The organism is Streptomyces sp. CA-179760, assembly GCF_050937045.1.
Taxonomy (GTDB): Bacteria; Actinomycetota; Actinomycetes; order Streptomycetales; family Streptomycetaceae; genus Streptomyces.
The window spans coordinates 2974730-2998804 of sequence record NZ_JBNJLZ010000001.1 but is presented as its reverse complement, the minus strand read 5'-3'; the positions used below and the strand labels follow the sequence as shown (position 1 = coordinate 2998804).

23 protein-coding genes are annotated in these 24075 nt (G+C 68.8%); 8 read left to right on the top strand and 15 right to left on the bottom strand.

Annotation, left to right across the window (positions count from 1 at the left end; translation table 11 throughout):
* The first annotated feature begins 20 nt into the window (after nt 1-20).
* Complete coding sequence (locus ACQEV8_RS13430) at nt 21-1532, top strand: alpha-N-arabinofuranosidase (RefSeq protein ID WP_432959866.1); 1512 nt, start codon at nt 21-23, stop codon at nt 1530-1532.
* 13 nt (nt 1533-1545) lie between these two features.
* On the opposite strand, the gene ACQEV8_RS13425 is transcribed toward ACQEV8_RS13430, so the two are convergent.
* On the bottom strand, nt 1546-2601 hold the full coding sequence (locus ACQEV8_RS13425; protein ID WP_432959865.1) for a hypothetical protein: 1056 nt from the start codon (nt 2599-2601) through the stop codon (nt 1546-1548).
* Nucleotides 2602-2730: 129 nt separating this feature from the next.
* A complete protein-coding gene (locus tag ACQEV8_RS13420; RefSeq protein ID WP_432959864.1) occupies nt 2731-5709 on the bottom strand; it encodes a glycoside hydrolase family 35 protein in 2979 nt (992 codons plus the stop codon).
* Between the two features lie 126 nt (nt 5710-5835).
* On the opposite strand from ACQEV8_RS13420, the gene ACQEV8_RS13415 reads away from it, so the two are divergent.
* Nucleotides 5836-6294 (top strand): RrF2 family transcriptional regulator, encoded by a 459-nt coding sequence (locus ACQEV8_RS13415; RefSeq protein ID WP_432959863.1) that lies wholly within the window; start codon nt 5836-5838, stop codon nt 6292-6294.
* 294 nt (nt 6295-6588) lie between these two features.
* A complete protein-coding gene (locus tag ACQEV8_RS13410) occupies nt 6589-7242 on the top strand; it encodes a DUF4360 domain-containing protein (RefSeq protein WP_432959862.1) in 654 nt (217 codons plus the stop codon).
* A 54-nt stretch (nt 7243-7296) separates the two neighbouring features.
* On the opposite strand, the gene ACQEV8_RS13405 is transcribed toward ACQEV8_RS13410, so the two are convergent.
* Complete coding sequence (locus ACQEV8_RS13405) at nt 7297-7689, bottom strand: hypothetical protein (RefSeq protein ID WP_432959861.1); 393 nt, start codon at nt 7687-7689, stop codon at nt 7297-7299.
* A gap of 148 nt (nt 7690-7837) precedes the next feature.
* Entirely contained in the window at nt 7838-8614 is a 777-nt protein-coding gene (locus ACQEV8_RS13400; RefSeq protein WP_432959860.1) for an alpha/beta fold hydrolase, read from the bottom strand.
* Nucleotides 8615-8703: 89 nt separating this feature from the next.
* Between ACQEV8_RS13400 and ACQEV8_RS13395 the strand changes: the two genes are divergently transcribed.
* Both ACQEV8_RS13395 and ACQEV8_RS13390 read left to right on the top strand, forming a co-directional pair.
* Nucleotides 8704-9258: a YciI family protein gene (locus ACQEV8_RS13395; RefSeq protein WP_432959859.1), complete on the top strand. Its 555-nt coding sequence runs from the start codon at nt 8704-8706 to the stop codon at nt 9256-9258.
* Nucleotides 9259-9306: 48 nt separating this feature from the next.
* A complete protein-coding gene (locus ACQEV8_RS13390; RefSeq protein WP_432959858.1) occupies nt 9307-9732 on the top strand; it encodes a hypothetical protein in 426 nt (141 codons plus the stop codon).
* An 844-nt stretch (nt 9733-10576) separates the two neighbouring features.
* Here the strand turns inward: ACQEV8_RS13390 and ACQEV8_RS13385 are convergent.
* Both ACQEV8_RS13385 and ACQEV8_RS13380 read right to left on the bottom strand, forming a co-directional pair.
* A complete protein-coding gene (locus ACQEV8_RS13385; protein ID WP_432959857.1) occupies nt 10577-11338 on the bottom strand; it encodes an intradiol ring-cleavage dioxygenase in 762 nt (253 codons plus the stop codon).
* A gap of 123 nt (nt 11339-11461) precedes the next feature.
* Entirely contained in the window at nt 11462-11914 is a 453-nt protein-coding gene (locus ACQEV8_RS13380) for an Lrp/AsnC family transcriptional regulator (RefSeq protein WP_432959856.1), read from the bottom strand.
* 167 nt (nt 11915-12081) lie between these two features.
* Here ACQEV8_RS13380 and ACQEV8_RS13375 point away from each other — a divergent pair, with 167 nt between their 5' ends.
* Nucleotides 12082-13011 (top strand): DMT family transporter, encoded by a 930-nt coding sequence (locus ACQEV8_RS13375; RefSeq protein WP_432972666.1) that lies wholly within the window; start codon nt 12082-12084, stop codon nt 13009-13011.
* On the opposite strand, the gene ACQEV8_RS13370 is transcribed toward ACQEV8_RS13375, so the two are convergent.
* Both ACQEV8_RS13370 and ACQEV8_RS13365 read right to left on the bottom strand, forming a co-directional pair.
* Nucleotides 12989-13174 carry a DUF397 domain-containing protein gene (locus ACQEV8_RS13370; protein WP_432959855.1) on the bottom strand — a complete coding sequence of 62 codons (186 nt, stop codon included), beginning with the start codon at nt 13172-13174 and terminating at the stop codon, nt 12989-12991. The genes ACQEV8_RS13375 and ACQEV8_RS13370 overlap by 23 nt on opposite strands.
* Nucleotides 13171-13980, bottom strand: a complete 810-nt coding sequence (locus tag ACQEV8_RS13365) for a helix-turn-helix domain-containing protein (RefSeq protein WP_432972663.1) — start codon at nt 13978-13980, stop codon at nt 13171-13173. The genes ACQEV8_RS13370 and ACQEV8_RS13365 overlap by 4 nt, the downstream gene beginning before the upstream one ends.
* 144 nt (nt 13981-14124) lie before the next feature.
* On the opposite strand from ACQEV8_RS13365, the gene ACQEV8_RS13360 reads away from it, so the two are divergent.
* Nucleotides 14125-14586, top strand: coding sequence for an ATP-binding protein (locus tag ACQEV8_RS13360; protein WP_432959854.1), 462 nt, complete (start codon nt 14125-14127; stop codon nt 14584-14586).
* Nucleotides 14587-14597: 11 nt separating this feature from the next.
* Here ACQEV8_RS13360 and ACQEV8_RS13355 read toward each other — a convergent pair whose 3' ends face one another.
* Complete coding sequence (locus ACQEV8_RS13355; RefSeq protein WP_432959853.1) at nt 14598-14723, bottom strand: hypothetical protein; 126 nt, start codon at nt 14721-14723, stop codon at nt 14598-14600.
* Nucleotides 14724-14835: 112 nt separating this feature from the next.
* Between ACQEV8_RS13355 and ACQEV8_RS13350 the strand changes: the two genes are divergently transcribed.
* Nucleotides 14836-15816 carry an arabinan endo-1,5-alpha-L-arabinosidase gene (locus tag ACQEV8_RS13350; protein ID WP_432959852.1) on the top strand — a complete coding sequence of 327 codons (981 nt, stop codon included), beginning with the start codon at nt 14836-14838 and terminating at the stop codon, nt 15814-15816.
* Nucleotides 15817-15875: 59 nt separating this feature from the next.
* Here ACQEV8_RS13350 and ACQEV8_RS13345 read toward each other — a convergent pair whose 3' ends face one another.
* The 6 genes from ACQEV8_RS13345 to ACQEV8_RS13320 all read right to left on the bottom strand — a co-directional run bounded on the left by ACQEV8_RS13345 (nt 15876) and on the right by ACQEV8_RS13320 (nt 24055).
* Nucleotides 15876-17597 (bottom strand): pyridoxal phosphate-dependent aminotransferase, encoded by a 1722-nt coding sequence (locus tag ACQEV8_RS13345; protein ID WP_432959851.1) that lies wholly within the window; start codon nt 17595-17597, stop codon nt 15876-15878.
* 189 nt (nt 17598-17786) lie between these two features.
* Complete coding sequence (locus tag ACQEV8_RS13340; protein WP_432959850.1) at nt 17787-18935, bottom strand: aldose epimerase family protein; 1149 nt, start codon at nt 18933-18935, stop codon at nt 17787-17789.
* A 58-nt stretch (nt 18936-18993) separates the two neighbouring features.
* On the bottom strand, nt 18994-20238 hold the full coding sequence (mmsB, locus tag ACQEV8_RS13335; protein WP_432959849.1) for a multiple monosaccharide ABC transporter permease: 1245 nt from the start codon (nt 20236-20238) through the stop codon (nt 18994-18996).
* Entirely contained in the window at nt 20235-21785 is a 1551-nt protein-coding gene (gene mmsA, locus ACQEV8_RS13330) for a multiple monosaccharide ABC transporter ATP-binding protein (RefSeq protein WP_432959848.1), read from the bottom strand. Before mmsA ends, mmsB begins: the two co-directional genes overlap by 4 nt.
* A gap of 46 nt (nt 21786-21831) precedes the next feature.
* Complete coding sequence (gene chvE, locus ACQEV8_RS13325; RefSeq protein ID WP_432959847.1) at nt 21832-22944, bottom strand: multiple monosaccharide ABC transporter substrate-binding protein; 1113 nt, start codon at nt 22942-22944, stop codon at nt 21832-21834.
* A gap of 142 nt (nt 22945-23086) precedes the next feature.
* On the bottom strand, nt 23087-24055 hold the full coding sequence (locus ACQEV8_RS13320; RefSeq protein ID WP_432959846.1) for a hypothetical protein: 969 nt from the start codon (nt 24053-24055) through the stop codon (nt 23087-23089).
* Nucleotides 24056-24075 lie beyond the last annotated feature (20 nt).

Genomic DNA, 24075 nt, shown 5'->3' with positions numbered 1-24075 from the left:
ACCCACCCCGAAAGGCGAAAATGCACAAGGCCCGCTTCACCCTCGACCCCGCGTTCACCGTCGGCCAGGTCAACCCTCGCCTCTTCGGCAGCTTCGTGGAACACCTCGGCCGCTGCGTCTACACCGGCGTCTTCGAACCCGGCCACCCGACAGCCGACGAAGCCGGCCTCCGTCAGGACGTCCTGGACCTCGTCAGGGAACTCGGCGTCACCGCCATCCGCTACCCCGGCGGCAACTTCGTCTCCGGCTACAAGTGGGAGGACTCGGTCGGCCCCGCGGAAAACCGCCCCCGCCGCCTCGACCTGGCCTGGCACTCGACGGAGTCCAACCGCTTCGGCCTCTCCGAGTACATCGACTTCCTCCGCAAGGTCGGCCCCCAGGCCGAACCCATGATGGCCATCAACCTCGGTACCCGAGGCGTCGCCGAAGCCCTGGAACTCCAGGAGTACGCCAACCACACCGAGGGCACCACCCTGTCCGACCTCCGCGCCTCCCACGGCGACAAGGACCCCTTCGGCATCAGGCTCTGGTGCCTCGGCAACGAGATGGACGGCCCCTGGCAGACCGGCCACAAGACGGCCGAGGAGTACGGCCGGGTCGCCGCCGAGACGGCCCGCGCCATGCGTCAGATGGACCCGAAGGTCGAACTCGTCGCGTGCGGTTCCTCCAGCCAGTCCATGCCGACCTTCGCCGAATGGGAGGCGACGGTCCTCAAGGAGACGTACGACCTCGTCGACTACATCTCGCTGCACGCCTACTACTGGCCCGAGAACGGCGACATCGACTCCTTCCTCGCCTCCGCCGTCGACATGGAGTCCTTCATCGACAACGTCGTCGCGACCGCCGACCACGTGGGCGCGCGCCTGAAGTCGAAGAAGAAGATCAACCTCTCCTTCGACGAGTGGAACGTCTGGTACATCTCGGAGTGGCACGAGATCGAGAACTCCGGCGAGCGGGCCTGGGCCGAGGCCCCCCGCCTCCTGGAGAACAACTACAGCGTCATGGACGCGGTCGTCTTCGGCTCGCTCCTCATCGGCCTGCTCCGGCACGCCGACCGCGTCACGGTCGCCTGCCTCGCCCAGCTCGTCAACGTCATCGCGCCGATCATGACCGAGCCCGGCGGCCCGGCCTGGCGGCAGACCACGTTCTTCCCGTTCGCGCAGGCGAGCCGGTACGGCCGCGGCCAGGTCCTCGACGTCCGCGTCGACTCGCCGACGTACGAGACGAAGAAGTACGGCGAGGCCGACCTGCTGCACGCCACCGCCGTACGCGCCGAGGACGGCACGGTCACGGTGTTCGCCGTCAACCGCGGCCGCACCGAGGCGCTGCCGCTGGAGGTCGCCCTGAGCGGGCTCGGCCTGACGTCGGTCGTCGAGCACAGCGCCCTCGCGGACGCCGACCCCGACGCCCGCAACACGCTCGACGACCCCGAGCGGGTCACCCCGCACCCGGTCGAGGGCACGACCCTCCAGGACGGCACACTCAGCACCGTCCTGGAGCCGCTGTCCTGGAACGTGATCCGGCTGGCGTGAGGGGCCGGCCGGGTCAGCGCTCGATACGGAGCAGGGCGGACGAGGACGCCGAGGTCGACGTCGTGCCGACCGCCCAGTAGCCGCCCGCCGAACCCGGCACGGAGGCAAGGGCGTTCATGACGACGGGGGTCGTGGCCACCGGCCCCCGCTCGCTCACCCAGGCCGCGCCGTCCCACCGCAGATGGTGGGCCCGGGTCTGGTCCCAGAAGTCCCACCCGGCGATACGGTCCGGCCGGCCCTGCGCGTCGGCGACGATCCCGTTCAGCATGCCGACGCCGAACGGCCGGGTGACGCTCTCCCAGGTGCCGCCGTCGCCGTGCAGGAGCAGCACACCCGGGGGTTTGCCGACCGGGCCGCCCACACCGTAGTCGTACCCGACGAGCCACAGGTCGTCGTCCGCCACCGGCAGCAGCCCGGTGATGCTCGCCCGGATGCCCTGGTAGGCGGGCAGTTCGCTCCAGGCCGAGCCGTCCCAGCGGGCGACGATCCCGACGCCGTACAGCCAGACGTCACCGGCCGGAGTCAGCTGGACGCCCGAAGGCGTGGCGGCGGTCGCGCTCGGCGGCGCGGGCAGCCAGGTCCAGGTGCCGCCGTCCCGGTGCAGGAGCAGTTGGCCGTCGGAGGTACGCCCGGAGAACCAGGCTCCGCCACCCGGGTCGACCGCGACACCGGTGAGGGAGGTGCCGGACTGCCCCCGCCCGGGGAAGTCCGTCTCCCGCCAGGTCTGTCCGTCCCACCGCAGCACGTGCGTGGCCCCGGCCGTGTCGGTGCCGACGGCCCACGCCGAGCGGGCACACGTACCGGCGACGGAGTGCAGATACCCGCGCCAGCCCAGATGACCGAGGCCGGTGCGCGCCCATGCCGTGCCGTCCCACACCAGGGCGAGCGGTGAGCCCAGCGTGCCGCCGCTGCGGGCCTCCTCGCCCACGGCCCACGCGAGACCGGCCCCGGCGGCGGCGACGTCCCGTAACTGGGCCGCCGGTGTGCCGTCCGGCACCGGCACGGCCTGCCACGCATGGGGCTCACCGGTTTCCCGGGCGATCGCGGCCGGGGCGAGCGCCAGCCCCACCCCGCACCGGCTAATCCGCTGATGAAACGCCGTCTTCGCACGAGGTTCCCCTCCCTCTTCGGCGGATGCGAGGCAACACGGTGGCCCAGCCCGCCTCAGAAGGCAATGCGCCCGGACGGCTCGATCCGGTCACACCGGCTTGACCGGCACCCCGCCCGCCGCCGCGCCCAGCAGGGTCAGCCGTACATCCTCGGGCCCGGAAGGTGTGCTGCCGTCCGACAGCACCGCCAGCGCCAGTGTGTTGGCACCACGTGTGCGGAGGATCCCGTTCGGCAGCACGAAGGTGTGTTGCGGGCCTACGTCGTTGATGTACTGGCCCATGTTCCAGCCGTTGAGGAAGATCTGGACGCGATAGGCCCGGTCCGGTTCGCCGTCGAGGACGAGCCCGATCGAGGCGTCGACGCCCGGGTCGACGTCCAGCCGGAAGCCGGTCCGGTACCAGGTCACGCCCTGCCGCCGGTCGGCCCGGGGCAGCTCGGCGTCCTTCCAGTCCGTGTCGTCGTGCTCGGGCAGATGCCAGCCCTCGCGCTCCCCGTGCAGCCCGCCGTTGTTCATCGGGCCGCGCACGGGATCGGGCGTCGACGCGCCCTGGATCCGCCACCTCACCTCGGGGGAGCCGCCCTCGAAGGTGACGGCGGTCAGGCCGCGCGCCGCCTTGTGCGTGTCGAGCGCCTTGCCGTCCATGTCGTGCGGCATCGGCCGGACGAGCACGGACAGCACATGCCGGTCGCGCTCTCCGTCCCGCGCCTCACTGAACCTCTCCCGCAGCTCCTCGGGCAGGGCGAAGGAGGCCTTCGCGGTCCACGTGCCCTGCCGGGCCCGGCTCTTGTCCGGTACGGGCATCCGGTGCGTGCCCAGCGGCTCGCCGTCCAGCCAGGCCATGAGCAGGCCCTGAGTGCCCGTGCTGTAGGCGAGGGAGACGGACTCCATGCCGTTCTCGTCGTTCCACTCGCCCCGGTACCAGACGTCGCCGTAGTGGAAGCCGTAGTCGTCGGCGAACAGGACGGGCTGTCCGTCGGGGACGGGCGTCGTGCTGAAGGACGTCGTCTTGTCGGCCGCCGTCCAGCCGGAGTCGTCGAAACCGGGCTCGGCCTCCGGGTTCTCGGCCTGCCGCCGCCAGCCGTCGAGCGCGGGAAGGGCCGGCCGGGTCACGCCGGGGAGCGGCCGGAGCGCCAGCAGGCTGCCGGAGGCGCTGATCCGGACGGGCACCGGGCGTCCGTTCCAGGTGACATGGGTGATCCCGCGCGGCCCCCACACCTCCAGGCCGGTCGCGCCGGTGGTGTCGCCGGTGAGATGGACCGTGGAGCCGCGCAGGGTCGCCGACCGCAGCAGGGCGGGGCCGTAGACGAGGAGCTGCCCGGACGGTGTCTCGTACGGCCACAGCCGCAGGGCGGTCGCGTCGTCGGCGAACAGCACCAGCATCGGCGTGTCCACGCCGTCGCCCTCGACCCGCACCCGGCTCAGCCCGCCGGCGCCGAGCGGAGCGGTGATGTTCAGTTTGTTGAGGTTCCAGGACCACGCGGGCTCCGCGTCCAGCCGCATGGGTGTCGGCTCGTCGACGCACTCCAGCACGACCTGCGCGAGATCGCCCCGCCGGCCCGCGAACACGGCGATGTCCAGCCGTCCGGCGGTCAGGCTCAGCATCGGCTGCACGGTGGCGTGCACCAGCGTCCGCTTCCCGAGCTTCAGATCGGCGGCGATCAGTTTGGCGTCCCGCGCCGGGACCATGACCGGCACGTCGATCCCGGCGTCCGGCAGCGTCACCGTGACCGCTTCGGCGGAGTCGTTGCGCAGGACGTAGAAGTGGGCGCCGGTGTCGGGGTTGGCCAGGGGGTAGACCTTGATCCGCTCGTCGGTGGCGCGCACGGCCTTCGCCCGGTTCAGCCTGGCGAGGTCGGGCAGGTGGCGCACCGACTGCCCGATCTGGTGCATCGCGGCGAGCTTGGGGGTGGCGTTGCGGGCCTCGTCGAAGGCCGCGCCGTAGTCGTACGACGTGTAGACGGCCGGCGCGGGCAGCCAGCCCCAGGAGGTGCCGCCGAACGTCATGTAGACGTTGTGCAGCGTGATGCCGTTGGCGAGGTTGGTCAGATAGAAGCGCCGCTCGTACGCCGCGTCCCGGGTCCGGCGCGCCTCGGCGTATCCCTTCCCGTCGAACCAGGACCCGCCCCACGGGTCGAACCAGCCCCCGCCGAACTCCGGCACGAACCCGGGCGTGCGCGGACTGGCCGTGGCCCCGCCCCTCGCGCCGCCGGACCCGAAGTGCCCCCAGTCGGGAGGCACTTCGTCCGGCTCCGGATACCCGTCGAACCCGTACAGCCAGCGCCCCTTCTCCCCGCCGGTGCCGAACGACCCGGGCGCCCAGTGGCCGCCCCGCCCCTTGTCGTTGTGGAACAACGGCACGTCGATGCCGTCGGCGCGGACCTTCTCGTACAGGTACGACATGTAGGCGCGCCCGGCCGGCTCGTCGACGTGGGCGTCGTACTCGTTCTCGATCTGGTACAGCAGGACCGTGCCCGTCCCCCGCGTGAACATCCGCTTGGCGACGATGGCGTTGACGGCGGTCAGCCACTCGTCGACGTACTTCAGATACGTCGGGTCGGAGGTCCGGGCCGTGCCCTCGGTGGCGGTCAGCCAGCCGGGGAAGCCGCCGGCGTCGACCTCCGCGTTGATGTAGGGGCCGGGCCGCAGGATCACGTACAACCCGGTCTCGGCGGCCGTCCGCAGGAACAAGTCCAGATCGCGCACCCCGGTGAAGTCGTACCGGCCGGGAGCGGCGGAGTGGTAGTTCCAGGCGACGTACACGCTGACGGCGTTGTAGCCATGGGCACGCATCTTCTGCAGCATGTCCCGCCACAGGGACGGGCTCGGCAGCCGGAACGGGTGCATCTCGCCCGACCAGAGCACCAGGCGGCGGCCGTCGACCAGCAGCGAGTACCGGTCGAAGCCGATGTGATGCCGTTTGCCGTCCGCGCTCGGCACCGGTGGCGGCGGGCCCGTGGGCACGGTCCGTGCCGGGTTGGCGGAGGTCGGCGACCCGCTGCCGGTCAGCGCGAAGCCGAGCGCCGCCGTGCCGGCGAGAGCGTGGAAGGTACGCCTGCTGAGCTCCAAGGGAGCGCCTCCTGTTGTGCTGCCGTGCCGTGCGTGGTGCTTACGTGGTGCGTGGGTTGTGCCGGGTACGTGGTGCCCGGGTGGTGCTGTGCGTCATTTTCCACAGCCCGCCGCGACAATGGTCCTATGAGGATCTCGGCACGTGCGGACTACGCGGTACGAGCGGTCGTGGAACTGGCCGCCCGGCAGGGGGAAGGGCCGGTCAAGGCGGAGGCCGTCGCCACCGCGCAGGACATCCCCCACAAGTTCCTGGAGGGGATCCTCGGCGATCTGCGGCGCGGGGGTGTCGTCGACAGCCGGCGGGGCGGGGGCGGCGGCTACCGGCTGGCCCGGGAGGCCTCGGAGATCACGGTCGCCGACGTGATCCGGGCGGTGGACGGACCGATCGTCTCGGTGCGCGGCGAACGGCCGACCGGCCTCGCCTACAGCGGCACCGCCGAGCCGCTGCTGCCGCTGTGGATCGCCCTGCGGGCCAATGTGCGCAGGATCCTGGAGGGCGTGACGGTCGCAGACCTCGCGGCCGGCGCGCTGCCCGAGCAGGTGGAGCGGCTGGCGGCGGAACCGGCGGCCTGGGAGAACCCGTGAGGTGCGGCCGCTCGCCGCGCTGTGCGTGATCCTCATGACGTCCTCGGAGTGTCCTCGTTCTGACGCGTCGGTGGAACGCACCCTATGTGCCCGCCGGCACCCCGGACGAAATCCCGCCACTGTGAATGGCCGGGGAGCGACCTGGCCGACCTCTGCCGCCCTGCGTACGATGCGACCGCTCCCAGCCTTCACAGCTCCTTCATGGAACGGTCACAGGTCGGGTGCGCATGCACTGTCGTCTTGACATGTCCATGCTCTTCGGTGTTCCACCCCCCACGAACGGATGGGAGAACCATGGCCGGTGGCCTGCTTCTGAGCGGCGCGGTAGCCGCGCTCCTCACCAGCGCACTCCCCGCAACAGCCCCGTCCTCCGGGGCCTCCGGGTTCGACGACCCGCCCCCGGACAAGATCATCATCCAGGTCGCCACGGTGAACGGCTCCGGCTGTCCGCAGGGCACGGCGGCCGTCGCCGTCTCCGAGGACAACACCGCCTTCACGGTGACCTACAGCGACTACCTCGCCCAGGCAGGCGGGAACTCCGACCCGACGGCGTTCCGCAGGAACTGCCAGCTCAACCTGAAGGTCCACGTCCCCGGCGGCTTCACCTACGCCATCGCGAGCGCGGACTACCGGGGCTTCGCCGCCCTCCAGCGGGGCGCGAGCGCGAGCCAGAGAGCCTCGTACTACTTCCAGGGCTCGCCCAGCACGGTGTACAAGAACCACCCCTTCAGCGGCCCCCTCAACGACAACTGGCAGGCCACCGACGAGACGGACTGGGCCCAACTGGTCTACGCACCCTGCGGAGTCCAGCGCAACTTCAACATCAACACCGAGATCCGGGTCAACGCCGGCACCCAGTCGGCCGACAAGGTCAGCTTCATGACCATGGACTCGACGGACGGGGACATCAGCACGGTCTACCACCTGGCGTGGAAGGAGTGCCCGTAGTCCTGACGCGGTGAGGGGGCGGCCTTCCGGACCGGCGGGCCGCCCCCGGCAGCGTCAATCGCGGCGGGCCGTGCCGGCCCCGGCCAGTGCCGTGCCGAGCAGCACGAAGGCGACGAGGGCCAGGACCGGTATGTGCCCGCCCGCGCGGTCGATGTCGTCGATGAAGTAGCCCGAGACTCCCGCCCAGACCAGCCCCCCGACGAGGACGAACACGGTGTTGCCGGTCTCCCGCAGCACCAGCATGCCGAACCACAGCAGCAGGGGCATGAGTACCCACGAAGCGGCTGTGGTGAGCAGGAACTCGAAGGCCCCGGCGAACGTGTTGTCTTCGTTCTCCCCGGCCCCGATGCCGCGTGCCCATGAGAAACCGGCGTACATGAGGGTGTGGCAGGTCGCGGTGGCGGCGGTTACGGTGACGGCGCCTTTGACGAATCGTACGTACCGCATGGTGGGGATCCTCGCTCTTCGCAGGCCGATGGGCCCGTGGAGCCGGGCGCCGGAGATCTTCGGCTGGAACGACTTCATGGCAACTGACGTCACCTCGCGACGCGCTGCGCCCGCATCACGCGGGCGCAGCACCGCTTTTGAGGCCCGGTCAGCCCTGCGGCGCCAGTGCCGCGGCTGTCGCTTCCACGAAGGCCTCCGGGTTGTCCAGCATGATGTTGTGGCCGCAGTCGGGAATCGCGACGACGGACACGCCGGCCTCGGTGAGGGTGTCCGCGCCCGGGAGCGGGCCGTCGGCCTCGGGAAGCAGGAAGGTCCGGGGGATCTTCAGGTCCAGCAGGAGTTCCCGCATGGTGGGGGCCGTCCCACGGGTGAGGTTGACCGCGCTGCGGTGCAGGGCCTCCCGGCCGGCCAGCCGCATGGTGGACCACCAGTGCGCCCCGACCCGGTCGCGGACCTCCGCCCAGCCGCCGCCCCGCGTGAACTCCTCCTCGGTGTGGGAGGCGATACCGCTGCTGCCGGACGACCCGGGCTCACGCGGGATCGGGTCGAGATTGGCGTCGATCAGGACCAGCCGGGCGAGCAGACGGGGGTGGCGGGAGGCCAGGACGATGGCCACGGAGCCGCCCATGCTGTGCGCGATCAGCTCCGCGCCCTCGACACCGGCCCGGGTCAGTGCGGTGGCGAGGGCGTCGGCATGTGCTTCCAGCGTGTAATCGAAGGTGGTCGGCCGGTCACTGATGCCGTGCCCCAGCAGGTCGATCAACAGCGACCGGCGTCCGGCCAGCCGGGGATCGACCGCGACCTCCGTGAAATAGGCGGGCGATGTGGCGCCCAGCCCGTGCACGTAGACGCGCGGCGGCTCCTGCCCCGGCAGTTCGACCCAGCGGATGAGATCGCCCTCGGGCGTTACGGCGGCGCTGCGCACGGTCTGTTGTCCCCCTGTTGATCGTCCACGGTCACGAGTCGATGGAATGACGAGAGTAGCCAGCGGTCGGGGTGGCAGGGTCTGGGGTCATGGAGTTCTTCTGCTTTCACCGTGACCGGGTCGGCTCCCTGCGGCTGCGTGAGGAACTGGGGGAGGCGCACTGGGCCTATATGGACCAGTACGAGGCCGAGTTGATCGCCCGCGGCCCGACTTTCGCCGATGACGGCGAGACTCCCACGGGCAGCGTCCACATCGTCGACCTCCCCGATTCCGCCGCCGCCCGTGCGTTCGCCTTCGACGAGCCCAACTACCAGGCCGGGGCGTACCGTGACGTACTGCTCCGCCGCTGGCGCAACCTGCTGGGCCGCACCATGTGGGACTTCCCTGGCGGCCCGACGACCGGCAACCGCTACCTGGTGATCGGCCTCGGCCCGGACCCGGCTACCGACCTCGACGTGCCTTCTGGAGCGGCCCGGGACGAGCTGATCGCGTACGGGCCGTTGCTGTCGGACGACGGTGAGGCGTGGGTGGGTACGGCGGTGCTGGTGAGGGCCTCGGACGCGGAGGGGGCGCGTGGTGTGCTGGTGGAGGGGCGGTATGCGGATGTCGAGGTGTGGGCCTGGGAGTTCGGGGGGCGGCGGTGACGGGCGTGCTTTTGGATCACACCGGTCGGCAACCAGGAACGGGCACTGATGGCATTCTTCGATGATCTCTCGCCTTATGAATACTTGCCCGCAACAGTCCCGGGGAATGTCCAGGCTCTCAATGTGGGGTGGCTGGATGAAAGGCATCCCTATGCGACAGGCGCCGTTTCGGTCGGCTTCCTGGACGCCCTGTCCCTCTTGGCTCGTGATGCCGGGCAGGTCAGGACGAGGGGGTGGCATGACTGCCCAATTTCCCACGTCGGCGGCGAAGTTGCATACCCGGTCGCATATGACATGTCAGACGGCGAGGTGTATCTGGGCGGAGCTGAGATCCGTGTCGTTTCGAAGACCGGGGAGTGGCTCATCGCGCCCGACCTGGTTCTCCATTATGTTGCCGCGCACTCCTACAGCCCGCCAATCGACTTCGTTGATGCGGTCATGGAGCGCCGGATCGCTCCCCGTCTTGCGGCGTGACGCCTGGGGTGTCGCGTTCGACGGTTCCGGCAGGGGTGGTGTTGCTCGCAGGGTGGAAAGGCACTGTGGGTAAGGTCGTCCCTGACCCGCAAGTGAACCGAAGGGGCACCGTGTTCGGCAGGGACAGGCACATCGACGAACCTCCCAGCCATGTCGTCCCCTGGACCGACGTCTTGTCTTCGCTTACGCACTCCTGCGGAATGGTTTTCCAAGTATGGCTAAGAAGAAGAGGAAACGCCCTGCGGAGCAATATCAACTCCCACCCCATGTGGAGGAGGCGCGCCAAGCCGCCGCAAGAGCAGCGGGGTGGAAACCACCACCGAAGCTCCCGCAACGTCGGGTCATTCTCGCTGGGTTCGGACTGTTTCTGCTGTGCGTAGGGATGACTCTCGCCCTCTGGCTCCCGGCGCATTCTTTGGTACAGGACCTGCGTGCTCGCGGAATCACGTCCGCTGTCACAGTCGTGGGCGTCGACTCGAAGCCGAAGTATGTCAAGGTTCGCTTTGTGAGCGGCCCCAAGGCGGGTACAGAGACCAAGATTTCGGACTACGCCGGGATGTACCCGGAAACGCATAATGGTGCTGCAATGCTCGTCACGTACGACCCGAAGAACGCATCCCACAGTCTCTCCCACCGTTGGGTAGGGGATCCGCCGGTGAATCTGCCGGCGTACGGCACCTCGGCTCTGGCCTTGCTGTTTCTGAGCCTCGCAGTGGCAGTGATTTTCCGTCGTCATCGAGTCCTTCGAAGCATGGAATCCGTTGCAGGTCAGAACCCCCACTTGCCGTAAGCGCTCATGGGGGCCGCCCGCTGAGCGAGCGGCCCCTGTAGCGCCTGGTCGGCGTCAGCCTTGTTCCACGCCCAGCGTCAGCGTGCCGGCGTAACCGGCGGAGGTCGTGCTGCCGAGGGGCGTGAGGGTGAGGAGGCCTGAGGCGGCGCCTCCCTCGTCGTAGATGGAGTCCTGGGCCAGGGTGGTGCGGGGGACCGTGTTGACCTTGTATGCGGCGAGTGCCGCGACCCTGGTCGTGATCGTCTCACTGAAGAAGAGCTGGCCGGTGTGGAGTTCCTCGCCGCCGGTGAAGGAGCCGTCGGGGGTCAGGGTGACGTCCGTGTGGACCTTGATGTGGATGTGCACGCAGCGGCCTCGGTACCAGCCCGGGTAGATCGTGGTGATCTTCGCGACGCCGCCTGAGTCGGTGAGGACGCCGCCGCGCAGGAACGTGCCGTTGTCCGGTTCGTCGTGGCCGTTGTTGCCCACGAAGCCGGAGTACTCGCCGAGCGCGTCCGAGTGCCAGATCTCGACCAGGGCGTTCTTGAGCGGGACGCAGGTGTCGTCGTCCACGACCGTGAGCGTCAGCTTCAGGGGGATGCCCGTCTTGTCCTCGCTGATGTCGGAGCGGACGTACTGTCCGTCGAGGTAGTACGGGCCTTCGGTCATCTCCTTGGTGAGGGTGCAGACGGCCGCGGCGGCCACGGGGGTTGTGGGGGGCGTGGGGGTGTCCGTCGCCGCGGCTGTGCCGACTGCCAGGGTGGCGGCCGTGGCGCCGGTGGCGAGCAGTACGGTGCGGCGGCCGATGGGGGTGCGCGCCGATGAATTGTCTGTCATGAGCACGGCATGTTAGGAGGAAAGTCTGTTGGTGTGCTGTGAGTTCGGCAAAGTGATGGATCGTCAAGTTACTTGTCGGACAGGGGGCTTGAGGGCCCGCCCCCGACTGCGCCTGCGCCTTTTTTACGTCGGACCGATGACCTTCTTGCGCATGTGCCCGTAGACCACCGACGTCCGGACGTCGGCGAGTTCGGGGCGCTTCGTCAGCTTGTCCAGGACCACTGCGTGCAGATGGTCGGTGTCGCGGACGGCGACGTGTACGAGGAAGTCGTCGTTTCCGGTGAGGACGAAGAGCGAGATGACCTCGGGCATCTCCTCCAGGAAGGTCTGGAAATCCTCGATGACCGCACGCGTCGGCGGGCGGACCCGTACGGCGATCACTGCCTGCAACCCTCGGCCGATCGACGCGAGGTCCGCCTCCGCGTGAAATCCCGTCAGGATGCCGCTTCTGCGGAGCGACCGGATTCGCTCCAGGCATGTGGACGGGGCGATGCCGAGTTCCTGAGCCATGTCTCTGTTGGTGCGCCGACCGTCTTCCTGGAGCATCCGCACCAACGCCGAATCTAGTTCGTCCACGCTTGCCCCATCCCACTGATTTTCGAAGGTAATTCGGACACTTCGCCATATCTTCGATGATGTTGTTAGCCTCCAGCCTATTCGACTGGCGTTCGTTCGGGCGGGGTGGAGAGGGGCTGTTTGCTGTGCGTGAACGAGGACCCACGGTGGGGGCGGTGTCCGCGGTCATGGCGGCCGCCCTGTTCTGGAGCAGTTCCTACGCGGTGACCAAGCGGGTCCTGGATGATGTCGGCCCGCTCAGTATCGGCGCCGTCAGGTTCACCCTCGCGGCGTTGCTCCTCGGCGGGATCGTACGGCTGAGCCGGAACCGCCCGGCCCGGCCGGATCCGCGGCAGCGACGGCAGCTGTACCTGAGCGGGTTCCTCGGCATCACCGTGTACTTCATCCTGGAGAACGTCGGCGTCGACCTGTCCGCGGCATCCGACGCGTCGCTGATCGTGGCCACGTACCCGCTGATGACGATGCTGGTGGAACTGGTTGTCTTCCGCATCCGGATGCCGCTGCTGAGGGTGGCGGGCGTGCTGGTGGCCACCCTCGGCGCCTTCCTCGTGGTACGCAACGGGGCTGAGGTCGGCGGCAGTTCGCGCTGGCTGGGGGACGTCCTGCTGCTGCTCGGCGGGCTGGCCTGGGCCGGCTACAACGTGCTCGGCAAGCGCGCGAGCGCCGGCCAGGACGCCGTCGGCGTCACGTACTACCAGACTCTGGCGGGCGCGGCCGGCTTCCTGCTCGCGTCCCTGCTGGAGGCCGACGACTGGCGGATGCCGGGCGCGACCGCCTCATCGCTGCTGGTCTATCTGGCCGTGGCGTGCTCGGTCGGCGGCTTCCTGCTCTACAACTACGGTCTGCGCAGGATGGCGTCGAGCGTCGCGGTCAACATCCTCAACCTGGTCCCGGTCTTCGGAGTCATCGGCGCCGTCGTGATCAACGGGGAGTCGATCCGGCTCGCCCAGGTGACAGGCGGCGTGATCATCGTCGCGGGGGTGGCACTGGGCATGATCGAGCGCGGACACCGACCCGGGCGGGAGCCCGCCGGAGACCACGGTGCGCCGCGAATCCGCCGGGCCGCCCCAGGGGCTACGACTCGGTCGCGTGCGTGAGGAAGGCCGACCAGGTGGTGGGGGAGAGGGTGAGCTGGGGGCCCTGTTTGTTCTTGGAGTCGCGGATGTGGATGGCTTCGGGGCAGGTCGCTATCTCGACGCAGTCGCCAGAGCCGCCGCTGCTGTAGCTGCTCTTGAACCAGGCCAGTTCGCTGGTGCTCATAGGTCCCCTCGCATCCGCTGCAACAGGCTCATGGAGTCCTTGAGAGTGAGAGCCTGTGAGCGCATCCTGGCATACCGCATCTGGAGCATGCTGACCACCTTTCGGTCAACGATGAATTGCCCGCTTTCCTGCCCTTCGCAGTATGCGAACCACTTGTTCTCCGGGGTCTCCAGCAACTGCATGGGTCCGTCCAGTCCCGCGTGTGTGTCCTGCTCCGTCGGCATGATCTGGATCTCCACGTTGCGCAGTTCGGCGATCTCCAGCACGTGGTCGATGAGTCCCCGCGTGACGTCCACTCCGCCAGTGCGCCGCCGGAAGAGGTGCTCCTCCAAGATGAAGCCAAAGGCCGTGTTCGGTCGTTCCCGCAGCAGTCGTTGCCGCTCCGCCCGCGCCACCCACTGTGCCTCGATCTGCTCATCGCTCAGCGGCGGGAGCTGGTTCGTGAAGAGCGTCCGCGCGTACGCCTCGGTCTGCAGCAGGCCCGGCGCCAACCGGCATTCGTACGTGTACAGCGTGATAGCCGTGGCCTCCAGCTGGGCCCACCGCCGAAACCAAGCCGCCAACCCCGGCTGCCTCTCCAGACACCCCGCCGCCTTCCGTAACGCCCCCGTCCTGCCGAACACCTCCTCCGCCCGAGTCACGAACTCCGGGTCCGGCATCCGCCTCCCCAGCTCCACGGACGCCACCGTGTGTTTGGAGAACCGCACCAGCTCCCCGAACTCCTCCCTGCTCAGCCCCGCGTGCTCGCGCAAGCCCTGGACCACCGCCCCGAACGTCCGCAGACTGTCCGACGACTCCGGCTCCATCGCGCCATCGACCACTGTCGGTCACCTCCCGGAGCATGGTTACGGGCCGTCACGGGTACTGTCCAGTCCGTCACCGCGTACGCTGTCGCAGCGTACGCGGCGCCGACCTGGAGAATTCCGGCTGTCACCCGCCACATTGGGCGCATGACAGCACCGACCACCCCCACGGCCTCCCAATATCCGGTCACCGTACGTGTGTTCAGTCAGCGCCTCAGTGCCACCCCTCGCGGCGCCCGCCTCGCCCGGCGTCTGGCCGCTCACCAGCTGGACGGCTGGGGGATCCCGCACGGCACGGACGTCTCCGAGACCGTCGCCCTGATCGTCGCCGAGCTGGCCTCGAACGCCGTGACGCACGGGCGCGTGCCAGGGCGGGACTTCGAGTTGCGGATCAGTCTCGTCGCCGGTGGTGTGCGGATCGAAGTCAGTGATGCGCGTGCCGGATCGCACCCGCCAGGGCCGCGAGACGTGCACCTGCCGTGCCCCCTCGACGAACACGGCCGCGGCCTCCTCCTCGTCGACGCGCTCGCCGATCGGTGGGAAGTGCTGCGGCGGGAGCCGGGAAAAACCGTTCGCGCCGAGATCGATCTGCCGGCCACCACCCCGTAGCCGGCCGCCGCTCAACATTCGCCCAGTACGGCGGACAGCAGCGCCCGGGCCTCGTGCGGGGCGAGGACGTCGAGGCGCAGCGGTGCGGCGCCGTCCTGGGCGACCAGGCCGGTCACCGCAGTTGCTGCGCGGACCATTGACGCGCAAGGGGTTCGATTCTACGGTCCCGTTCGAACTTGCGATCGCTGTTCGAGATCTCGGTCAGTGCTGTAACCCCCACGCAAGCCCCCCACCGCAAGGAGGACCCGCATGAGCCGCTCCATCCTGCGCAAGAGAACCGCCCTGCTCGCCCTCCCCACCGCGTTCCTGCTCGCCCTCGTCCCGGGCACGGCGTCCGCTTACCCCAACCCGGGTCGCGTCACCGGTGACATCGTCACCCACGACCCGTCGATGATCCGCACCGCGTCCGGCCAGTACCTGCTCTACGCCACCGGCGGCGGCATCGCCAACAAGACCTCCACCGACCGCACCGCCTTCCGCAACGGCGGCGACGCCTTCGCCGGCAGGCCGAGCTGGTGGCGGAACTACTCCTCCGTGCCGGAGGCCTGGGCGCCGGACATCTCGTACCACGGCGGCAAGTACCTGATGTACTACTCCGTCTCGAAGTTCGGCTCGAACACGTCCGCCATCGGACTCGCGACGTCCAGCACCGGCCAGCCGGGCAGCTGGACCGACCAGGGCACCGTCTACACCTCGAACTCCGCCAGTGACTTCAACGCCATCGACCCGAACCTCTTCGTGAACGACGACGGCAAGTGGTGGCTGTCCTTCGGCAGTTGGTGGACCGGGCTCAAGATGATCCAGATCAACCCGTCCACCGGGAAGCAGCTCTCCTCCAACACCACCCGCTACTCGCTCGCCTCCCGTCCCACCGGGACCAAGGCCGTCGAGGCGCCCTTCATCGTCAAACGGGGCGGGTACTACTACCTCTTCGCCTCGTACGACACGTGCTGCGCCGGCACCAGCTCCACGTACAAGGTGAAGGTCGGGCGCGCCTCCGCCGTCACCGGGCCGTACCGCGACAGGAACGGGGTCGACCTGATGAACAACGGCGGCACGCCCGTCCTGGAGTCGCACGGCAGCGTCATCGGCCCCGGCGGGCAGTCGATCATGAAGGACATCGACGGCGACCTGATCGTCTACCACTACTACGACGGCAACGACAACGGCACACCCAAACTGGGCGTCAACCTCCTGAACTGGAGCAGCGGCTGGCCCGTGGCGTACTGACGTCGCCACGGCGAGCTGATGTCGCCACGGCGAGCTGATGTCGCCACGGTGAGACGGCCCTAGCCCGCGGCCCCCATGCCCGCCGCGTTGGGCCAGGCCTGCGTGCCCGGCCAGCCCGTGGCCGGGGCGGGCGACAGGCCGTTCGTGCCCCTGACCTGCGCGGCGGTCAGTCCGCCCCGGGCGGGAACGCCCGGCGGCGTGGGCCCGGCCGCGGCCGGTACGGGCGCCGGTGTCGGTATGGGCGCCGGCGCCGGAGCAGGGACCGGAGCCGGGGTCGGGGCTTGGGCGACGGGTGCCAGTGGCTGCTGGACCGGTGCGGCCATGGGCTGCGGAGCGGGCTGGGGCACGGGCTGCGGCACCGCCTGCGGCATCTGCTGCTGCCCCATCTGGCCCATCTGCGGCATCTGGCCCATCTGCGCCGCCGCCGGCATCGGCATCCCTCCGCCCGGGCCCGCCGGTACGGCGGACGCGGCGGCGGGGAGCGGCATGCCGGTACCGGCGGCGGCAGGGGCTGCGGCGGGCCCCGGACCACCGAAGCCGGCGGCCTGAGCGGCGAGCCCCCGCATGCCCGACCCGTTGGTCTCGCTGACCAGGCGGTCCACGGCCGCCGTACCCGAGCTGTAGCTGGTCCCGTTGCTCAGCTCCGGTACGGCGGCTCCCCTCCTGGACGTCCCGTAGAGCACCTGTTCCAGGCCGGACACCAGGCGACGCACGTCCACCTGGGGGCGCACGACGAGACGCAGGAAGCGGCTGGACGAACCGATCTTGTTGCCGCACTCGCGGACCAGGATCCGGTGCTCGGTGAGCATCCTGTCCCGGACCACGGTGCCCTCGGCGCCCACGGGGAGGCGCACGAAGAGGAAGTTGCCCTGCGACGGGTAGACCGTCAGCCCGGGCAGAGAGGAGAGCTGGCCGGCCATGTCGAGGCGGTCGCGGCGCACCTGCTGGAGGCTCTGCGCGTACTCGGCGCCGTGCTCCTTGAGCATGAAGACGACATGTTCGGCGAAGGAGTTGAGGTTCCACTTCGGGAGCATCGAGCGGACCCGGCCCGCGAGCGCCGGGTTGGCGACGAGGTAGCCGAAGCGGATGCCGTGCAGGCCGAAGTTCTTGCCGAGGCTGCGCAGCACGATGACGTTGGGCCGCAGCATGGCCTCCTGGACGACGGACGGCTCGGCCTCGGCGTCCGCGAACTCCAGGAACGACTCGTCGATGACGACCAGGTCGAGGTCGGCCATGGCGTCCATGAACTGCACGATGGCGTGCTTGTGGAGGAAACCGCCGTCGGGGTTGTTGGGGTTGCAGATGACGGCGACGCGCGTGCCCCTCGCGCGGATGAACTCGGCGTACTGCGCGAGGTCGAGGGCGAAGCCGCTGGACTCCTGGAGCGGGAACATGTCGACCCGCTTGCCGGTCTCCATGGGCTGGTCGGTCCAGCGGCCGAAGGTGGGGACGGGGACGGCGAGGGACTCGCGGACCAGCAGGTGGTCGATCCAGGTGATGAGCTCGGTGGAGCCGTTGCCCATCGCCACGCACTGCGGCGGCAGCTGGAGCAGACTGCACAGCTCGGCCGTGATGGTGTCGGCGCTGCTCGGGTAGTACGTGATGATGTCGCGCAGCCGGGCCGACATGTCGTCGAACATGGCAGGGGTGGGGAAGTAGGGGTTGCAGGGGATACAGAAGTCCACGGGCCCGGCGCCTTCGCCGCCCTCACGTGTCAACGCCGCCATCGACGGGCTGTGTGCCGCGGTACTGCGGAACAGCGACGTGACGTTGTCGGCCATGGAACCTCCGTATGAGGCGGGTCCGTTGGGGACGGCCGGACCCGACGTTTAAGGGCGGCCCGCGCGGGGGAGCGCGGGCCGCCCTTACATACGGAGACTGTGGTGACACTGTTCAACCGTTGGGAGTCCGGTCAGAACATGTGTGGCACCTGTGAAGGCTTGTCATCAGCCCCCATGACCAGGTGCCGATCAGCAGCCGAACGTGTGGATCGTCGTCGTCCGGTACGTCTGCCCCGGACGCAGCACCGTCGACGGGAACTTCGGCTTGTTCGGCGAGTCCGGGAAGTGCTGCGTCTCCAGGCAGAGCGCGTCGCCCTGCCGGTAGGTGCGGCCGGACGGGCCGGTCAGCGTGCCGTCGAGGAAGTTGCCGGAGTAGAACTGCAGGCCCGGCTCGTTCGTGGCGATCTTCAGGGTGCGGCCGGAGGCGGGGTCGCGCAGGGTGGCGACGTGCTCGGGCCGGGCGGTGATGCCCTTGTCGAGGACCCAGTTGTGGTCGAAGCCCTTGGCGGTCACCAGCTGCGGGTGTGAGACGCGGATGTCCCGGCCGATCGGCTTGGCACGGCCGAAGTCGAAGGGCGTGCCCGCGACCTTGGCCAGCTCGCCCGTGGGGATCAGGCCCGCGTCGGTGGGCGTGTAGCGGGAGGCGGCGATCTGCAGCTCGTGGTCCTCGATCGTGCCGCTGCCCTCGCCGGCGAGGTTCCAGTAGACGTGGCTGGTGAGGTTGACGACGGTGGCCTTGTCGGTGGTGGCCTCGTAGTCGATGCGCCAGTCGCCGTGCCGGGTGAGCGTGTACGTCACCTTCGTCTTGAGCGTGCCCGGGTAGCCCATCTCGCCGTCGACGCTCGTGTAGTACAGGTGCAGACCGACGTCGGAGCCCTTGGTGAACGGCTCGACGTCCCACACGCGCTTGTCGAAGCCCTGCGTGCCGCCGTGCAGGCTCTGCTCACCGTCGTTGACGGACAGCTGGTAGTTCTTGCCGTCGAGGGTGAACTTGCCCTTGCCGATGCGGTTGCCGTAACGGCCGATCAGGGCGCCGAAGTACGGGGTCTTGGCGACGTAGTCCTCGATGTTGTCGAAGCCCGCGGAGACGTTGGCGTACCGGCCGCGGCGGTCGGGGATCTCCAGGGACTGGACGACACCGCCCCAGGAGAGGACCTTCAGGCGGGTGCCGCCGTTCTCCAGCGACCAGCTGTAGACCTTCGTGCCGTCGGCGAGCTTGCCGAAGAGCGTCTTCACCGGCTTCCTGCCTCCCGTGGCGTGCGCCGTGCCGCCGAGGGTGGTGGCGGCTATGCCCGCCGCCGCTGCTCCGGCGATGACCGTGCGTCTGTTCAGTTCCATGCGTGCGGCTCCCGTATAAGGAGAGGGCCCCGCCTTCCCGGCGGGGCCCCGATCTGACTTACGAACCGACCTTGCGCTTGTTCCACACGTCGAACCCGACCGCCGCCAGCAGGACCAGGCCCTTGATGACCTGCTGCCAGTCGGTGCCGATGCCGACGAGGTTCATACCGTTGTTCAGCACGCCCAGGACCAGGCCACCGATGATCGCGCCGAGCACGGTGCCGACACCGCCGCTCATCGACGCGCCGCCGATGAACGAGGCCGCGATCGCCTCCAGCTCGAAGTTGAGGCCGGCCTTGGGAGAGGCCGCGTTGAAGCGGGCGGCGAAGACCAGACCCGCCAGGGCCGCGAGCATGCCCATGTTCAGGAAGACCAGGAAGGTGACCTTCTTGTCCTTCACACCCGACAGCTTGGCCGCCGGGAGGTTGCCGCCGATGGCGTAGATGTGGCGGCCGACGATCGCGTTGCGCATGACGTAGCCGAAGCCGACGAGCAGCACGCCCAGGATGAGCAGCACGATCGGGGCGCCCTTGTAGCTGGCCAGCAGCATCGTCAGCGTCAGCACGGCGGCGCCGATCGCGACCAGCTTCAGCAGGAACAGCTTGGCGGGCGGGACGTCCAGGTTGAACTCCTGCTGCCGCTTGCGGTCCCGGACCTCCTGGAAGATCACGAAGGCGATCATCGCGAAGCCCAGCAGCAGCGTCAGGTTGTGGTAGTTGGTCTTCGGCCCGACCTCGGGCAGGAAGCCGTTGGCGACCTTCTGCAGGCCCTCCGGGAACGGGCCGAGCGTCTGCCCCTCCAGGAAGATCTCGGTCAGACCGCGGAAGATCAGCATGCCCGCCAGGGTCACGATGAACGACGGTATGCCGCCGTACGCGATGAAGAACCCCTGGACGGCGCCCGCGACCGCGCCCACGGCCAGGCACAGCACCACGGCGAGCAGCCACGGTATGTCGTGTTTGACCATGAAAACGGCGGCCATCGACCCGACGAACGCCGTCAGCGAGCCGACCGACAGATCGATGTGGCCCGCGATGATGACCAGCATCATGCCGATCGCGAGGATCAGGATGTAGCTGTTCTGCAGCACCAGGTTGGAGACGTTGCGCGGCAGCAGCAGGTCGCCGTCGGTCCACACGGCGAACAGGACCACGATCAGACCGAGGGCGAACAGCATGCCGTACTGCCGCATGTTGCGGCGCATACCGTCCAGCATCAGCTGCAGCAGTCCGTTGCCCGTGCCCTCCCCGCCCTTGCCGGCCGGCGCCGGGGCCGGGGTCTTGGCGGTCACGTCCGTGCTCATCGGGTTACCTCTTTGTCCTTCGTCATCTGACGCATCAGCGATTCCTGGGAGGCCTCGGCCTTCGAGAACTCACCGGTCAGCCGCCCCGCGGCCATCGTGTAGATGCGGTCGCACATGCCGAGCAGTTCGGGCAGCTCGGAGGAGATGAAGACGACCGCCTTGCCCTGGGCGGCCAGCTGGTCGATGACCGTGTAGATCTCGTACTTGGCGCCGACGTCGATCCCGCGGGTCGGCTCGTCCAGGATCAGCACGTCCGGACCCGAGAAGATCCACTTGCTGAGGACGACCTTCTGCTGGTTGCCGCCGGACAGCTTGCCCACCGGCTCGAAGACGGTCGGCGCCTTGATGTTCATGGACTTGCGGAAGCCCTCGGCGACCTGCCGCTCCTCGTGCTCGTCGACCACACCGCGCTTGGCGACCTTGCCCAGGGCGCTCAGCGAGATGTTCCGGTTGATGGTGTCGATGAGGTTGAGGCCGTAGTGCTTGCGGTCCTCGGTGACGTACGCGATCCCGTGTTTGACCGCCTGGGGCACGGTCTTCGTGCGGATCTCGGTGCCGTCCTTGAGGACCGTGCCGCCCGCGTACCGGCCGTACGTCCGCCCGAAGACGCTCATCGCGAGTTCGGTGCGGCCGGCGCCCATCAGGCCCGCGATGCCGACGATCTCGCCGCGCCGCACCTGGAGCGACACGTCGTCGACGACCTTGCGCTGCTGGTCGATCGGGTGGTGCACGGTCCAGTCCCGGATCTCCAGGGCGGGCGCCACGCCCTCCTCGGGCTGGTGCGGCGACCGCTCCGGGAAGCGGTTCTCCAGGTCGCGCCCGACCATGCCGCTGATGATCCGGTCCTCGGTGGTCTCCGCCGCCTTCACATCGAGGGTCTCGATGCTCTGGCCGTCGCGGATGATCGTCACCGAGTCGGCGACCTTGCGGATCTCGTTGAGCTTGTGGGAGATGATGATCGAGGTGATGCCCTGCTTCTTCAACTCCAGGATGAGATCGAGGAGTTTGCCGCTGTCCTCGTCGTTCAGCGCGGCGGTCGGCTCATCCAGGATGAGCAGCTTCACCTTCTTCGACAGGGCCTTGGCGATCTCCACGAGCTGCTGCTTGCCCACGCCGATGTCGGCGACGCGGGTGTCCGGGTGGTCGGAGAGACCGACCCGGCGCAGCAGTTCGGTGGCGTGCCGCAGGGTCTCGGTCCAGCTGATGATCCCGCGGGTGGCGTGCTCGTTGCCGAGGAAGATGTTCTCCGCGAGGGAGAGGTAGGGCACCAGGGCCAGCTCCTGGTGGATGATCACGATGCCGCGCTCTTCGCTGGCCCGGATGTCCTTGAACTGGCAGACCTCACCCTCGAAGAGGATGTCGCCCTCGTAGGTGCCGTGCGGGTGGACGCCGGAGAGGACCTTCATCAAGGTCGACTTGCCGGCGCCGTTCTCCCCGCAGATGGCGTGGACCTCGCCCTGCCGGACGGTCAGCGTGACGTCCGAAAGCGCCTTGACGCCGGGAAAGGTCTTGACGATCGAGCGCATTTCCAGGACGGGTCCCGCCATGGTCGTGCCTTCCAATCAGTGGTGAATCGTCGGTCGGTGGCGGGGACTACTTGACGTCGCTCTCCTTGAGGTAGCCGGAGTCGATGAGCTCCTTCTGGAAGTTGCTCTTGTCGACGGCGACCGGCTCCAGCAGGTAGGCCGGGACGACCTTCGCGCCGTTGTCGTAGGTCTTGGTGTCGTTGACCTCGGGCTTCTTGTCGTTCAGCAGCGCGTCGACCATGTTCGAGGACACCTTGGCGAGCTTGCGGAGGTCCTTGAAGACGCTCATCGACTGCTGGCCGGCGATGATCGACTTCACCGAGGCGACCTCGGCGTCCTGGCCGGTGACGATCGGCAGCGGCTTGCTCTTGGAGCCGTAGTCGTCCGACTTCAGCGCCGACAGGATGCCGATGGAGATGCCGTCGTAGGGGGAGAGGACCGCGTCGACGCGCTCGCTCTTGTAGGCCGACGTCAGGATGTCGTCCATGCGCTTCTGGGCGGTGCCGCCGTCCCAGCGCAGGGTGGTGACCTGGTTGAGCTTGGTCTGGCCGGAACGGACGACGAGCTGCTTCTTGTCGATGTAGGGCTGCAGGACCTTCATCGCGCCGCCGAAGAAGTAGCGGGTGTTGTTGTCGTCGTTGGAGCCGGCGAACAGCTCGATGTTGAAGGGGCCCTTCTTGGAGCCGTCCTTCAGGCCGAGCTTCTCGACGATGTAGGTGCCCTGGAGCTCGCCGACCTTCTCGTTGTCGAACGACGCGTAGTAGTCGACGTTCTTCGTGCCGAGGATCAGGCGGTCGTAGGAGATGACCGGGATGTTCGCGTCCTTGGCCTGCTGGAGCACGTTGTTCATCGACTTGTTGTCGATGGCGGCGACGATCAGCGCCTTGACGCCCTGCGTGATCAGGTTCTCGACCTGTGAGACCTGCTGGTCCGGGTCGTCCTCGCCGTAGACCAGCTTGGTCTTGTAGCCCTTGGACTCCAGCTCCGTCACGACGTTCTTGCCGTCGGCGATCCAGCGCTCGGAGGACTTGGTCGGCATCGCGATGCCGATGGTGCCGCCCTTGGCGTCCCCCTTGCCCTCCTCGCTGCCTCCCTCGCTGCTCTGGCCGCAGGCGGACAGGGTCAGGGCGAGGGACGCGGCTCCGGCTATGGCGGCGAGAGCGGCTCTGCGGTTACGCATATTGATCATCCTTGATCTGTGTGCAGGGCTCGGTCCGGGAGGCGCGAAGTCGCTCCGGGTGGTCGTGCCGGAAAGACCGAGAAGAGATGTGTCGGATTGTGGTCGGCTGTGTCTTCTTTTGTGAAGCCGAGTTTCCGGAACGTTATGCCGAGATCTCGAACCGTTGCAGATCGCCCGGCAGTCGGGAGCCCAGCGGGGCCATGTCGCCGTCCGCTCCGTGGCGCGCCAGGAGGTCCAGGGCGAGCCGGCCGCGCCGCACCCGTTCCTTGGCGGTGGCCAGGGTCAACTCCCGCATGTGGTGCCCGTAGGGGTAGATCCCGGGCGCCTTCGACAGGCCGAACTTCAGATACAACGGGGCGCCGCGCCGGATGAGTTCGGCGACCTCGTACATCCGGACGTAGCCGCCGAGGTCGTCGGGGGCCTCGATGTACATGTCCATGGGAGCACCCGACACCCGGCGGATCTCGGTGAGGTGATCGAGCGTCAGGTCGCTGGGCACGTTGACCGAGTCGGCGCCGAGGCGCTCGTACACCGCGTACGCCGCCGGGTTGACCGGCCCGATGAGCGCGCTCACCTTGAGGGTCGTGTCGGCCGGGATGATGCCGGCCGCGCGCGCCCGGTGCAGGGTCCACAGCACGCCCTCGTCGGCGACGAGCAGGCACTTGACGCCCAACTCCGTGGCCCGCACGGCGTCTTCGACACAGCCGGCCACGGCGTCGTGGCCGCGGGCTCTGAGGCCCCCGCCGCGCGAGTCGGTCCGGGTCGAGCCGCCGATGTCCCAGGTGCCGCGCGGGCCGGTGAACAGGCAGAGCTCGATGTCGCGTTCGGCCGTGGACTCGACCATCTCGGTGATCTCGGCGTCGGTCAGCATCCAGACGCCGCTGCCCTGGCTGATCCGGTGGATCGGCACATCCAGCCGCGAGGCCTCCTTCAGGACCACCGCCAGCGCCTCGGGACCCTCGCAGGAGGGGATCTCGGTGCGCCAGCGGCCGCCGCCGGGGAAGGAGTGCGGCGAGGCGTCGGCGGGGTCGAGGGCGGGCGCCTTCAGGCCGAGGTCGGCGAGCGCCTGCTCACCGGGCCTGCGGGCTGCCGTGGCGGGAGCGTCGGTCACAGGAAAGTCCTTCGGTTCGA

What these genes read in the sequence shown, in the direction of transcription:
- ACQEV8_RS13430 (WP_432959866.1), top strand. Translation starts at nt 21, where the DNA reads ATGCACAAGGCCCGCTTCACCCTCGACCCCGCGTTCACCGTCGGCCAG.
- ACQEV8_RS13415 (WP_432959863.1), top strand. Translation starts at nt 5,836, where the DNA reads ATGAGGATCTCGGCACGTGCGGACTACGCGGTACGAGCGGTCGTGGAA.
- ACQEV8_RS13410 (WP_432959862.1), top strand. Translation starts at nt 6,589, where the DNA reads ATGGCCGGTGGCCTGCTTCTGAGCGGCGCGGTAGCCGCGCTCCTCACC.
- ACQEV8_RS13405 (WP_432959861.1), bottom strand. Translation starts at nt 7,689, where the DNA reads ATGCGGTACGTACGATTCGTCAAAGGCGCCGTCACCGTAACCGCCGCC.
- ACQEV8_RS13395 (WP_432959859.1), top strand. Translation starts at nt 8,704, where the DNA reads ATGGAGTTCTTCTGCTTTCACCGTGACCGGGTCGGCTCCCTGCGGCTG.
- ACQEV8_RS13390 (WP_432959858.1), top strand. Translation starts at nt 9,307, where the DNA reads ATGGCATTCTTCGATGATCTCTCGCCTTATGAATACTTGCCCGCAACA.
- ACQEV8_RS13385 (WP_432959857.1), bottom strand. Translation starts at nt 11,338, where the DNA reads ATGACAGACAATTCATCGGCGCGCACCCCCATCGGCCGCCGCACCGTA.
- ACQEV8_RS13375 (WP_432972666.1), top strand. Translation starts at nt 12,082, where the DNA reads ATGGCGGCCGCCCTGTTCTGGAGCAGTTCCTACGCGGTGACCAAGCGG.
- ACQEV8_RS13370 (WP_432959855.1), bottom strand. Translation starts at nt 13,174, where the DNA reads ATGAGCACCAGCGAACTGGCCTGGTTCAAGAGCAGCTACAGCAGCGGC.
- ACQEV8_RS13365 (WP_432972663.1), bottom strand. Translation starts at nt 13,980, where the DNA reads ATGGAGCCGGAGTCGTCGGACAGTCTGCGGACGTTCGGGGCGGTGGTC.
- ACQEV8_RS13360 (WP_432959854.1), top strand. Translation starts at nt 14,125, where the DNA reads ATGACAGCACCGACCACCCCCACGGCCTCCCAATATCCGGTCACCGTA.
- ACQEV8_RS13355 (WP_432959853.1), bottom strand. Translation starts at nt 14,723, where the DNA reads ATGGTCCGCGCAGCAACTGCGGTGACCGGCCTGGTCGCCCAGGACGGC.
- ACQEV8_RS13350 (WP_432959852.1), top strand. Translation starts at nt 14,836, where the DNA reads ATGAGCCGCTCCATCCTGCGCAAGAGAACCGCCCTGCTCGCCCTCCCC.
- ACQEV8_RS13345 (WP_432959851.1), bottom strand. Translation starts at nt 17,597, where the DNA reads ATGGCCGACAACGTCACGTCGCTGTTCCGCAGTACCGCGGCACACAGC.
- ACQEV8_RS13340 (WP_432959850.1), bottom strand. Translation starts at nt 18,935, where the DNA reads ATGGAACTGAACAGACGCACGGTCATCGCCGGAGCAGCGGCGGCGGGC.
- mmsB (WP_432959849.1), bottom strand. Translation starts at nt 20,238, where the DNA reads ATGAGCACGGACGTGACCGCCAAGACCCCGGCCCCGGCGCCGGCCGGC.
- mmsA (WP_432959848.1), bottom strand. Translation starts at nt 21,785, where the DNA reads ATGGCGGGACCCGTCCTGGAAATGCGCTCGATCGTCAAGACCTTTCCC.
- chvE (WP_432959847.1), bottom strand. Translation starts at nt 22,944, where the DNA reads ATGCGTAACCGCAGAGCCGCTCTCGCCGCCATAGCCGGAGCCGCGTCC.